The sequence below is a fragment of the Leptothoe kymatousa TAU-MAC 1615 genome, assembly GCF_018739865.1.
In the GTDB taxonomy this organism is placed as follows: domain Bacteria; phylum Cyanobacteriota; class Cyanobacteriia; order Phormidesmidales; family Phormidesmidaceae; genus Leptothoe; species Leptothoe kymatousa.
This window is the reverse complement of the sequence record NZ_JADOER010000003.1, coordinates 50,344-62,738: the sequence shown is the minus strand read 5'-3', so window position 1 is coordinate 62,738 and position 12,395 is coordinate 50,344. Positions and strand designations below refer to the sequence as shown.

11 protein-coding genes are annotated in these 12,395 nt (G+C 48.2%); 5 read left to right on the top strand and 6 right to left on the bottom strand.

From position 1 onward, the window contains the following. Nucleotides 1-37 precede the first annotated feature (37 nt). The 4 genes from IXB28_RS01900 to IXB28_RS01885 all read right to left on the bottom strand — a co-directional run bounded on the left by IXB28_RS01900 (nucleotide 38) and on the right by IXB28_RS01885 (nucleotide 5,781). A complete protein-coding gene (locus tag IXB28_RS01900) occupies nucleotides 38-1,078 on the bottom strand; it encodes a hypothetical protein (protein ID WP_215616859.1) in 1,041 nt (346 codons plus the stop codon). Then, nucleotides 1,071-1,847, bottom strand: a complete 777-nt coding sequence (locus IXB28_RS01895; protein WP_215616858.1) for a response regulator — start codon at nucleotides 1,845-1,847, stop codon at nucleotides 1,071-1,073. The genes IXB28_RS01900 and IXB28_RS01895 overlap by 8 nt, the downstream gene beginning before the upstream one ends. Before the next feature lie 15 nt (nucleotides 1,848-1,862). After that, nucleotides 1,863-4,064 carry an EAL domain-containing protein gene (locus tag IXB28_RS01890; RefSeq protein WP_215616857.1) on the bottom strand — a complete coding sequence of 734 codons (2,202 nt, stop codon included), beginning with the start codon at nucleotides 4,062-4,064 and terminating at the stop codon, nucleotides 1,863-1,865. A gap of 517 nt (nucleotides 4,065-4,581) precedes the next feature. Continuing rightward, nucleotides 4,582-5,781, bottom strand: coding sequence for an argininosuccinate synthase (locus tag IXB28_RS01885; protein WP_215616856.1), 1,200 nt, complete (start codon nucleotides 5,779-5,781; stop codon nucleotides 4,582-4,584). Between the two features lie 222 nt (nucleotides 5,782-6,003). Here IXB28_RS01885 and IXB28_RS01880 point away from each other — a divergent pair, with 222 nt between their 5' ends. Further along, nucleotides 6,004-6,936, top strand: a complete 933-nt coding sequence (locus IXB28_RS01880) for a glycosyltransferase family 2 protein (RefSeq protein ID WP_215616855.1) — start codon at nucleotides 6,004-6,006, stop codon at nucleotides 6,934-6,936. 256 nt (nucleotides 6,937-7,192) lie between these two features. Beyond that, the gene (locus IXB28_RS01875; RefSeq protein WP_215616854.1) at nucleotides 7,193-7,783 is read left to right on the top strand and encodes a hypothetical protein; all 591 of its coding nucleotides are present in this window, start codon (nucleotides 7,193-7,195) and stop codon (nucleotides 7,781-7,783) included. 160 nt (nucleotides 7,784-7,943) lie between these two features. On the opposite strand, the gene IXB28_RS01870 is transcribed toward IXB28_RS01875, so the two are convergent. After that, nucleotides 7,944-8,501, bottom strand: a complete 558-nt coding sequence (locus IXB28_RS01870) for a hypothetical protein (protein WP_215616853.1) — start codon at nucleotides 8,499-8,501, stop codon at nucleotides 7,944-7,946. A 39-nt stretch (nucleotides 8,502-8,540) separates the two neighbouring features. After that, nucleotides 8,541-9,344, bottom strand: coding sequence for a type I methionyl aminopeptidase (map, locus tag IXB28_RS01865; protein WP_215616852.1), 804 nt, complete (start codon nucleotides 9,342-9,344; stop codon nucleotides 8,541-8,543). Between the two features lie 261 nt (nucleotides 9,345-9,605). Between map and IXB28_RS01860 the strand changes: the two genes are divergently transcribed. The 3 genes from IXB28_RS01860 to IXB28_RS01850 all read left to right on the top strand — a co-directional run bounded on the left by IXB28_RS01860 (nucleotide 9,606) and on the right by IXB28_RS01850 (nucleotide 12,363). Beyond that, on the top strand, nucleotides 9,606-9,899 hold the full coding sequence (locus IXB28_RS01860) for a hypothetical protein (RefSeq protein ID WP_215616851.1): 294 nt from the start codon (nucleotides 9,606-9,608) through the stop codon (nucleotides 9,897-9,899). A gap of 273 nt (nucleotides 9,900-10,172) precedes the next feature. Then, nucleotides 10,173-10,613, top strand: coding sequence for an Hsp20/alpha crystallin family protein (locus tag IXB28_RS01855; RefSeq protein WP_215616850.1), 441 nt, complete (start codon nucleotides 10,173-10,175; stop codon nucleotides 10,611-10,613). A 295-nt stretch (nucleotides 10,614-10,908) separates the two neighbouring features. After that, entirely contained in the window at nucleotides 10,909-12,363 is a 1,455-nt protein-coding gene (locus IXB28_RS01850; protein ID WP_215616849.1) for a BCD family MFS transporter, read from the top strand. Nucleotides 12,364-12,395 lie beyond the last annotated feature (32 nt).

Here is a 12,395-nt window from a genome sequence, read left to right as displayed (position 1 = left end):
GATGCCCTCCTTAAAAGAGGTATGTACGCCCATAGAATCAAGGACTGACTCGATTTAAAAAGCTATAGCCAGGACAGGGATTTTGCTCAACATAGTTAGCCAGTGAATCAGCAAAATCAATGCGCTTATAAATATTGGACCATCGACTAAACCACGGCACGGAATTTCTTTTTAAATAATAAGATTCAGGAATTTGACATAAATACTGAGCGGCATCGATTGGATTATTATGGGTGCCAGCCGATACATAAATGCCATAGCTATATTGCAAATCATGCAATACGCTTTGACACTGATCACTCAGTTGATTTTGTGCCCGTAGCGTCAGGAGCTGATTGATGGACGTTTGCATTTGCATCGGTTCCAGAGAAAGTTTGGCGAGAACAGCATCCCGTAGGTCAGTCTCTTGATGGCAGTGATGATTAGCTGAAAGAGGAATATACCGGAAGATACTCTGTAACACTATAAATGCCAGAATAGAGAGTAGGGACGTGAGTAACAACCAATTTCCTTTGCTCTGTATCAAGGGACGGTCCAATTGTTGCTCAATCCAAGGCGCATTGAAAACGCGCCGATAAATTGGATTTGCTACTTTAGTCTGTCCACGAGCATTCTTAGATAGCAATCCTCCTTCTACCAAAGCATTATTTTCGACTTGGTACCCTGGAGGTATGTTATGGGGCTTAAGTAATACGGCTTGATAATATTTGAGCCGCCGATAGTCTTGCCGCTTATCTTGGAGCAAGACTTCTTTCAGGCGAGTTAGCAAAGAAATGGTTGGCGTCTCATCCCTGTTGGCCACTGCAAGTAAGTCTGGAGAAAAGTAATCCTTAACTTCCTGATTGACTAGCTCTAGGGCAGTGCCAGAAAAAGGAGCTTCTAATCTGCGGAGTACTTTATCTATCAAACACTGAGTTAGCTCAGGTTGTCCATTGGTCCAGGCCATAATCTGTTGAGCGATGGCTTGGGGGGCCTGGATAACGACCGAGCCCTGTTGCAGGCGATGGACCACCTGGGATAGGGAAAGAGACGTAACTATCGTAGACACCTCAGGTCGGCTCAACGGTGACCTATCCATTTCTCGGACTCCTTTCCACGTCTTTGACCATGTTTGTAAACGTTGTCAGTAAATCCGTGGCGTTGTCTGGGGTAAGAGCCTTTTGGATCACCGATGTTTCATTGATTAGGGACAATAATTGCGCAAACTCATCGCGTAATCTTTGCGCAGATTGATTGTCAGGCATCAATGCTTGAACCTCTTCTACATCTCGGCGTAAATGCATTAAACGTTGTTTAATGGTTGGGCACAGTGTTTCCAAAAGAGTCGCTTTCACCGACATCACCGGGGTAAGTGGCTGCTTGGGCGGTGATATTGTTTTAGTTGGGAGAGCCGTATCGCTATCACCATAGTTCTGAAGGATCGCGTTACTTTCTGCTGATTCGGTAAACGGCTCAGTTAAACTGCCAAGGGAAGAGTTTGTTTGTTGCAACTGGGCCGCGATGGCCGCTCGTAGCTGCTCGCTGGTCACTGGTTTGCTTAAATAATCGTCAGCTCCCAGGGCTAATCCTTGGCGAAATCCGTCTTCTGTAGCAGAAACAGTCAGAAAAATAAATGGAATCGTGGCCGTTTCCATTTGCTGTTGCAATGTAATCAAAACATCGTAACCATCCAACTCTGGCATGAGAATATCGCAAATGATCAAGTCCGGTAGATGGGCTTGAGCCAGTTCAATCCCAATGCGTCCATTGGACGCTTCTAAGGTGTCAAATCCTTCTGAGGTTAAAAAACTAATTAAGTTTTTACGGGTAAGGCGCTCATCCTCGATTACCAAAATTGTTTCAGCCATGTATTTTGCCTCCCATCAGCCCAAAGAATAGGGTGTGCCACCCTGGGAACGGCGGAATGGTACGGGATGACCTATACCGTAACCCTGGGCATAGTCCACACCTAATAGGCGCAGTTTTGCTAAAATTTCTTCATTTTCTACGAATTCGGCAATCGTTTGGATGCCGAGCTCATGACCAATGCGAGTAATGGACTCAACCATGACGCTATCCACTGGATCTTGGATAATGTTGCGAATAAAATTGCCATCGATTTTAACGTAGTCCACTGGTAGGGTTTTGAGATAAGCCAGAGAACTCATGCCGCTGCCAAAGTCATCTAAGGCAAAGGCACAGCCTAAATTTTTGATTTCTTGAATTAGATCAGCAGCACGGGATAAGTTGGTAATCGCAGCTGTTTCGGTAATTTCAAAACAAATCGTCTGGGGCAATATTTCATGGAGTGTAAATTGTTCCTTTAAAAAAGCTGCTAAGTAGTCATCATTGATGCTCATGCCTGAAAGATTAATGCAATACAGTGGCATGTAGTCTGGTCCTTGGGCATGCTCAGCCTGCATTGTATTTGCTTGCTGGCGTATTTGATACTGGTTAAAGAAACTACTAATAACCCAACGGTCGAGCTTGGGCATTAGGCCATAGCGCTCAGCCGCAGGAACAAATGCCATGGGGGGTATGACTTCACCTGTTTCACTGATCATGCGGAGCAACAATTCGTGGTGCGTGACACCACCTTCAGTGGTGTGGATTGGCACAATAGCTTGTTGGTATAGGCAAAACCGGTCTTCTTCGAGGGCCTTTAAAATGCGAGCAACCCATTGACGTTCACCCCTCTGTGTTGTCAATACTTCATCATTTGATCGGTATACATGGAAGCGATTGCGACCTTGGTTTTTAGCGGCAAAACAGGCTGCATCTGCGGCGCCTAAAACGGAGTTGATGTCTCCGCATTCTTGATTAATTTCCACTAGACCGGCGCTAGCACCAATGGAAAATGTATTATCGTGCCAAACAAAGCGAAACCCTTGAAGTGCATGGAGTAACTTGTCCGTTAATCCTACGGCATTGTCCAAGGAGCAGTTTTGTAAAATAATGCCAAATTCATCGCCGCCAATGCGGGCAAGTACATCGTTGGAGCGCAGCTGTTTGCCCATCAATCTAGCTAGCTGTCTGAGAAGTTCGTCTCCAGCCGCGTGCCCACAGGTATCGTTAACGACCTTAAACTGATCAAGATCTAAATAGCACAAGCTATGTTTCTTGTTGTGAGTGCGGGTATTGTCGATAGCTTGGGCAAGCTGTTGCTCAAAATCTCGACGATTTAAGAGTCCAGTTAAAAAATCATGGCTTGCTTGCCAGGAAAGTTGCCGGGCAAGCACTCGGTTTTGAGTGATATCTCGGAAAACGACCACTGTGCCAATGACGCCTTCTTTGCGGTTACGGATGGGCGCTACTGAGCCATCAATGGTACGTGGCTGACTACCTTGTAATACAAATGCTTGGTCCGCTGTGATGTTCACCACCTTGCTCAAACTTTTGGCAGTTTGCAGGGCATGGTTGATACTGCCACTATGGTTCTTTTCATGGCTTTTAATGAGCCATGATAGAGGTTTACCAATGGCTGCTTCTAAGGTGTATCCAGTGATTTGTTCAGCAGCGGCATTAATATATTGAATTTGACCTTGGGCATCGGTTGTAATGACTCCATCTCCGATGGATTGCAAAATATTTTGAGCGAGTTCTTTTTCTTGAAACAGCGCTTGCTCAATATACTTATGTTCCGTAATGTCTTGCCAAGAACCAATGATTTCAATGCTATTACCGGCTTCGTCTAAAATTAGATTTCGTTGATCTTGAATCCAACGAAAATCTCCATCTTTATGGCGGAAGCGGTACTCAAAAATTTGCTGTGTTTGATGGATTAAATCTGAAGATTCGGAAAGGGCATAGTCTACATCGTCGGGATGAATACACTCTTTCCAGAGATCAAAATTTTCTAAAAAGTCTTGGGGTTGATAGCCAAACTGGCGGATACTTTCACTAACGAAAATGATGCCGTAGCTACCTGCAGCCTGACAACTGTAAATAACGGCAGGACTTGATGCTAATAACCGCTTGAGGCGATCTTTCGTGGCTAACAGTGCTTGGGTTGCTCGCTGCCAGCGGCCCAAGTGCTGTTTTAACTCGACATTACTTTTTTCTAAATTACTAATATTATTGGTCACACCACTTATTTCAAGTCGAAGAAATACAAATAGATTAACTCAGTTTATGGATTTTATTGTCATTGAGATAATTGCTAAACATCGAAAAACTAATGATGTGAAATAACTTTAAAGTATCAAGGGAAATTGAGGTCTTCAAAGTTGATAATTCGATTTCAGTTAGCTTTATATTGGAGCCTTGTTTTAAAGTATTCCCATTATTTAAAGAAAAGTTGATTGAATTCTTAGATGCTGGCTATTGAAATTCTAAGCTTTTTTTTTATTCATGCCGAGAAGTATTTAATTTTGCAACGGATGCTTTGCCTGTAAAGCAAGGTGGATGCTTGCTGCTTTTTGCTGCGATGAGTTACGTGGGGTGATGCTTTTGTTGGTTGCTAGTCTGTGGGGCATTATCTTCTACAAAATCAGTAAGGACGACTGAATGGGGTTGGGATACGTCCTATCAGTCGTCCTATCAAAGTTGTTTGATTATATAGAAGTGTGTTGCGGCTACTCTGAAAGTATTATGCTCACACTATTAGCGTAGTTTCTCGGACCAAATACGTGTGGGTAGACCCCAGACATAGATGAACCCTTCGGCGGCTTTGTGGTCAAATTTATCGTCTGCACCATAGGTGGCGAGTTCTTCGGTGTACAGTGCGTTGGGCGATGTCCTGCCAACGATGGTGGCATTGCCTTTAAAGAGTTTGAGGCGGATAGTGCCTGCAACTCTTGCTTGGGTTTGTTGGATAAAGGCATCTAGGGCTGCTTTGAGCGGACTAAACCAAAGACCGTTGTAGACTAGCTCGCTGTAAGTTTGTTCAATGCCACGTTTGTACTGGGTGACATTGGCGTTGAGTGTGAGGCTTTCTAGGTCGCGATGAGCTGCGATCAGGACTAGTAAAGCCGGGGTTTCGTAAATCTCGCGGGATTTGATGCCTACTAGGCGGTTTTCGATCATGTCGAGGCGACCGATGCCATGGGTGCCAGCTAAGGTGTTGAGCTGGGTGATGAGTTCTACAGGGTCCAGGCTATTGCCGTTTAAGCCCACAGGAATGCCTGCTTCGAAGTTAATCTCGATATATTCTGGTTCGTCTGGGGTATCTTTAATGGCTTTGGTTAAGGCATAGACTTCCTCCGGGGGTTCAGTCCACGGATTCTCTAAGATGCCAGCTTCTACGCTTCGACCGAGTAGATTGCGGTCAATGCTGTAGGGGGAAGATTTTTTGACGGGAAAGGTGAGGCCAAATTTTTCACCATAGGCGATGGCTTCTTCTCGGCTCATGCCCCATTCACGAGCAGGTGCTAGCACTTTGAGGTTAGGGTTAAGGCCTGCGATCGCAACATCAAACCGGACCTGGTCATTCCCTTTCCCCGTACACCCATGGGCGACGGCATCGGCTCCATATTTTTCAGCCGCCGCAACTAGTGCTTTGGCAATCAGGGGGCGCGCCAACGCAGTGGATAGGGGATATCGATTTTCATAGAGGGCATTGGCCTGAATCGCTGGGAACGCATAGTCCGTAATAAAGGTTTCCGTGAGATCCTCCACCAGAGATTCCATGACGCCCGCAGCTAATGCCTTTTCTTGGATGGGGCCCAGTTCTTCCCCTTGGCCCAGATCCGCTGCTAGCGTAATAACTTCTTTGACACCAAATTCATTCTTTAAGTAAGGAATGCACACGGTAGTGTCTACACCGCCCGAATAGGCAAGTACAACCCGTTCAGCCCGACCCATAATTGATTTCCCATCAGCTAAATTACAAACCTATATCTTACGGTAGGTCGTTGCTGATCCCTGGTATGATTTCGCTGACAAAATAATGTTTGATCAGCTGTCTTGACCATGGCTATCTACTGCTGATGGCAATCGTTACAGCCCATATCGCTCGCAAACCGTGTTGCCAAGATTGTTGGTTGAGACCGCTATGATAGAGCTTGAGCCCTTAATCACCGATCCATGTTTTTTAGCGTTGTTATTCCCACATACAACCGAAAACCCATTTTAGAAAAATGCCTGCGAGCCATGGAACAGCAGGTTTTGCGCAGTGATACTCAAATCCAAGGGTACGAAATTGTTGTGGTAGATGACGGCTCTACCGATGGCACCGTCGAGTGGTTAAACGCAGAACAGCTAGCCCACGTAAAACTCTATGGGCAGGATCATAAAGGGGCTGCCGGTGCCCGCAACCTTGGCGTAGAAGAAGCCATAGGCGACACCATTATCTTTATTGATAGTGATTTGGTGGTGCTAGATGGATTTTTGCAGCACCATGCCGATGCGCTGACTGAGTACTACACCACCCACGGCAATGATCGCGTGTTTACCTATGGGCGGGTGGTGAATACGTGCAATTTTGAGCAGCCTACCTCTGAACCCTTTAAGGTGACAGACTATTCCCAAGCCTTTTTTGCCACTGGCAATGTTGCGATCGCAAAACACTGGCTGACAGACGCTGGATTATTTGATGTCCAATTTACCCAATACGGTTGGGAAGACCTAGAGCTAGGCGTTCGCCTAAAAAACCGTGGTCTCAAATTGGTCAAATGTCCAGAAGCCGTTGGGTACCATTGGCATCCCCCATTTAGTCTGGATGACTTGCCGCGTCTCATTGATGTAGAAATCCAGCGAGCCCGTATGGGTGTTGTGTTTTACCAAAAGCATCCAACCTTGGATGTGCGCATGATGATTCAGATGACCTGGCTGCACCGGGGGCTGTGGGGGCTGCTATCCCTGGGCGGTTTGCTGAATGAGCACAGCCTGAGACCTCTTTTGCAGTGGTTGATCAACCAAGGCCGTCCTCAGCTTTCCTTAGAAGTTGCTCGTATTTTTCTGAATTGGTACAACGTGAATGCGGTGTATAGGGCGTATCAAGAGCAGCAAGCGCGTTAACCGCAGATGTCCAGTCAGTAACCAGTTAGTAATATTAATTAAAAACGACTTACTACCCCCAGGGGGGACTGCCATCAAGCAACACCTGGTCTACGATCAGCATATCCGTAGTCAATCACACCTGTGGATATCAGCGTATTTGCCTATTTTTAAGGGTTTGTACCAGTTGTTACAACTAGCCAATCCTGAAATGCTAACGTAGTAACTGCTTTAATTATTAAAAAATATTGTATTAGCGTCTAGAAGGGGGCTTGCTATGCAGTCCGAAGATATTGAGCTTTTCCGCATGTTAGTTGAGGCTGGTGCTCAGCCGGGTCAGGACTTTTCCTATGATTTAGGTCAGGGCTCCTGTCATATTAATGAGCGGGGGTTTATTCTTCTGCAAAATGCATTCCCCCATATTGACTGGCATGGCATTTCCAGTTTAAGTCAGCGAGATTTGGATGCCCCTGTCCAGGCCTTAAGCCAACAACTAGGCGTGGCCAACTTTGCCGATGGCGTTATGCAGCGTCTGCAGCAGCGCCTAGAGCAACTCTCCACCAATGAAGCGGCTTGGTACGCACACCAAATTTTAGGCGGTGTAGAAGCCAAGACAGGGATTGCGCTATATCAACTCATTCAGCGAGATTTGGCGCAGCCCGTTTGCCAGCGGTTAGAGCAGCTGCTGAAGTTAACGCCCATCACCCCCTGTAATTTATGGATAGAGGACTTAGTGGTGGCAGCAGGGGGCTCCCATGAAGACATCACCTATGATGGCGAAGAAGTGTTGCTAAGTGAGGCCGGTGTTCACCTGCTCACTCAAGTTTGGATAGGTGAGTTAGAAATTCAGGATGAATTAGCCGCGTAAGCTCCCATTTGTGGGCTTTGCACCTCTTCTCATCCCTGGCAAAAAAAATGCGAAGCGGGCTCTACACACTCCGCTAGCAGAGCGAAGTCTAAGGATTTTGGGCGCAGTTAACTCTACGTCTAAGCCCCTTGTGCCAGTTGGGTGGAGTCGAAGCTAGATGCTAGAAGGCGCATCCATTGGGCAGGGGCGGTGCGGCTTCTAGACTAGGTAGGGAATCTGCAATAAATTCAAAACCAGCATCGACGGACCCTTCCAACACTTGTCCCCCATAATGGCGTTGCACTCCTCCCATGTGGGCTCGAATGACCACCGTTTGGTCTGAACTAATATTCACAGGGCCACCGCTGCGAGTAAACGGCTGCTCATTTGTGTGGCTATGGGCCAGGATTCGCCGATAGAGAAGCTCCTGGGTTTGCACATCGGCGACTTCCCACCAATCAGCATATTGCTCACATCCGGTGTCAGCGCTACTAATGGTGACGGCAAAGGTGTAGTTGCCTGGTTCACCAGAAACAGCGACCGATACGACATCGGCCACCGGCAGTCCACTATCGTTGGTGGGGGCGGTTTCTGCTTCTACAATAACGGGTTCTACAAGAACTGCTGGAACAGATTCGACGGTTGGGGTGGAGGCGTTGTCAGGCGGTGGATTGGGGGGTTCTGAAGAAACGGTGCAGCCAGTCAGGAACAAAAAAAAGAGGAACAGGACTCTAGCCATGGGTTTGGGGCTTAAGGGAGAGTGACGCTTTGATAGAGCTTACACGGCAGCCGCGACAGGTGCCTTGGTCAAAATATCCACACCATCTTTGGTAACAACCACCGTGTGTTCAAATTGAGCCGTAAGCTTTCTATCCTTAGTCACTGCTGTCCATCCATCCGGCAGTAGTTCCACTTCGTAGCTACCTACGTTGATCATGGGTTCAATGGTAAACACCATGCCGGGTGCCAGCTTTTTGCCCTTGCCAGCAGTGCCATAGTGAGGAATTTGCGGCTCGGTATGAAAGATGCGATGCACGCCATGGCCGACGAAATCACGCACGACGGAAAACCCTTTTGCTTCCGCATAGGTTTGGATAGCGGCACCAATATCACCGACCCGCGCGCCGGGTTTCACCGCTTGAATGCCTTTGTACATCGATTCTTCGGTGACTGCTACTAGCTGGCGAGCTTGGGGGGCTACGTCACCGACTAGAAAGGTGCGAGAGGTATCGCCGTGATAGCCATTCAAAATGGGGGTGACATCAATATTGATAATGTCGCCGTCCTGCAAAATTTGCTTAGCATTGGGAATGCCGTGGCAGACGACTTCATTAACGCTGGTGCAAATTGACTTGGGAAAGGGATCTACGCCTTCGCCACCGGGGTAACCCAGGGGCGCACTTTTGGCATCGTGGGCCTGGGTCCATCTTTCGGCTTCATCATTCAACTCTAAGGTGCTGACACCCGGTTGAACCATTGGCTCCAGGTGATCTAACAAGCGCGCCGCCAGTTGGCAGGCATTGCGCATTTGTTCAATTTCCCGTTTCGATAGCCGAATGATTCCTTTGAATGCAGCTTCCACGATACTTTTATTGATTTCCTACTGAATGAATGTAATCCAATGAGCGTTAACGCTCACTCCCACTCTAGCGCTATTGCTATCCTCTAGCCGTCAGATAATCGAAAATTGGTGTAATAGTTTTTGGCCTGGATGGCCTGGGGGACCAACGTCTTGACTGTTGTGGGTTTGGTCGAGGGGTGTGGTGTTAGGGAAACCATACATTTCCCCTGGAATGGTCAGTGGGTGTGATACAACGGGGCAAAATGATTTGGGTGAACCATCATGCGGCTGTGGGCGGCAGGCATTGTCTATACATATATAGGATTGCAGCTATTTAATTGGTTGACGGGTCTGCATCTTTTGAGTGAATTTGGGCTGCCGTTGACCATTGTTTCAGGGCTGGGGTTAGCGATCGCAAGTCAGTCGGATGGTTCTGTGGCCAAGGATGATGGGGCGGCTGAATCGAATAGTGCCGTGCCTGGGGCTGCCGTAGATGCCATGGAAGCACCGGCGGCACCACCTGCGAATGGCGACTCCATTTCATTTACCATCCGCAAAAATGTGCGTCCGCAATAAGGGGCGCTGCAAAAATTATGTGTCGCATATGTGGCTAAAGTAGGGAAAACATACGGTCAACCGATCCAATTGTGGGGGTTCTCTCTCCATGGGGTAACCCTTAGGCGAGAACACTTTCGGCAAGTACTAAAAACGTGTTGGGTTCTCTCCCCTGGGTGGGTTGTATGTTCTGCGACATCATAGTGATTGTAAGGCAAACAAAGAGATTCAACAGATACTCAACACTCTCTTATTTGCTGGATTCAACACAATCGCGAACTGAGGAACAACACAATGATCGTACGTTATTGGCAGCCCCTTCAAGAAATCGAAACCATTCGACAGCAGCTAGATAGTATTTTTGAAGATTTCACCCCTGCCGCAACAACAGATTGGATTCCCACCGTGGATCTCGTCGATGCCGGTGATGACTATGTGCTCGAGGTCGTTCTCCCGGGGATGAGCGCAGATGATATCAACATTGAAGCGAGCCGCAAGAGTATTACTATCTCCGGTGAGCGGGCCGCTGCTGATGTGGATGAGAGCCACACTGTGCTACGGCGTGAGCGCCGCTATGGCAGCTTCCGACGGGTGGTGCATCTACCTGTTGTGATTGATCACGAGCAGGTGAAAGCCGATTACAACAATGGCATTCTGATGGTGCATGTGCCTAAGGCGGCTGAAGTGCGTAATCAGGTTGTCAAAGTGAATGTGGCGAATACTGACGCTGGCTAACGGCTGGTTGTCTGGCCAAGGCCATCAGCTGGGAATACCTGATGGCCTTAGCTAGTTCCCTGTGACTCTCCTTCAAATTCTCCTAGTTTGGCTTTTGGCGGTAGGTTTATCCTGCCGCCTTTTTTTGTTGCTGACCTTCTGAAAATCCGCAACGGCCATGTTGGATTTCCTTGGAACCCGCCTGGCCATGGGGAGGTCTCCGGGCGGTTTGGGGGGCGGTTTAGGGCTGTTCCTTGAGGCTATTGGCGTTTAAGCTGGAGATTGCGTACTAGTAATTTTTTATTAACCGACCGCGATGAGCAGTCCAGACCTGACCAATAGCTATTCAAGTGCGGCTTCCGCCTCTGCTATGCCAAAAATTGGCCTATTTACTATGTTGCGCTTAGGCGTTTTCAATATGGGCTTGGGCATTATGTCCCTGCTCACGTTGGGCGTTTTGAATCGCGTCATGATTGATGAGTTACGGGTGCCGGCCCTGGTGGCGGCAGGTGCGATCGCAGTGCATCAATTCATGGCCCCCGCCCGGGTTTGGATTGGTCAGATGTCTGACGCCAAGCCATTGTTTGGCTACCATCGCAGCGGTTACATCTGGTTAGGTATCGTTTCCATGGCGGTGTTGGCATTCACCGCTGTACAAGTGGTCTGGCAAATTGGCAGCCGTTTAGAAAGCGGTTGGAGCAGTGCCGTTTATCCCTGGGTGGGCCTATTGGCCTTTATCTTTGCCCTTTATGGCCTCGCCCTGGCATCCACCTCTACACCCTTTACGGCTCTGCTGGTGGATGTTTCCGATGAAGAAACCCAGTCTAAGCTAGTGGGCATTGGCTGGGGGATGTTGATGGTGGGGATCGTTACTGGGGTGATCATCACCACCATTGTGCTCAAATCTTTGGGGGACACGCCCAGCTTAGATGAGTTGCGTAGTTCCATAAATCGATTATTTATCATTGCCCCAGCCATTGTGTGTGGTATCGCTATTTTGAGCACCTTTGGCATTGAAAAAAAATATTCTCGGTTGCAAGAACGCACCCGCGAGCGGGACGACCAAATTACCTTTGGCACTGCGATTAAGGTATTGACGGCTAGTCGACAGACCGGTTTGTTTTTTGTATTTTTGTTGGTCTTAAGCCTCAGTCTGTTTATGCAGGATGCCGTTCTAGAGCCTTACGGCGGTCAGATCTTTGGTATGGCTATTGCCGAAACGACCAAACTCAATGCCTATTTTGGCATGGGCACTCTGATTGGCATTGTGGCCACTGGCTTTTGGTTAGCCCCAAGGCTCGGGAAAAAACGCACCATTAAATTTGGGTGTTTGTGGGCGTCCTTTTGCCTCATTCTATTGATTGTGTTTGGCACCACGGGTAATCCCCAGCAGCTGATGCTCGGGGTGGGTTTGTTTGGCTTGGCCTCGGGTGTGCTGACTACGGGGTCCATTCTGTTGATGTTGGATCTCACGGTGGCGGAGGTGGCGGGTACCTTTATTGGGGCTTGGGGCTTGGCCCAGGCCATTGCCCGGGGCACTGCCACCGTCCTCGGCGGGAGTTTATTGTCCTTGGGGAAAGGCATGGTGGAAAATATTGCCGGTGGTCCGGTGCCCGACTCCCAGCTATTGCCCGCCTATGGTTTAGTGTTTGGCACCCAGGCGGTGGGCATGTTGATTGCGGTGGCCATTGTTAGCCGGGTGAATATTCGCGAGTTTCAGACCACAGCCCAAAGTGCGATCGCAACCGCCTTAGAAAGCGACATGGACTAAGTTTCCAGGTCCCCTTTTGTCTGTCACCATTA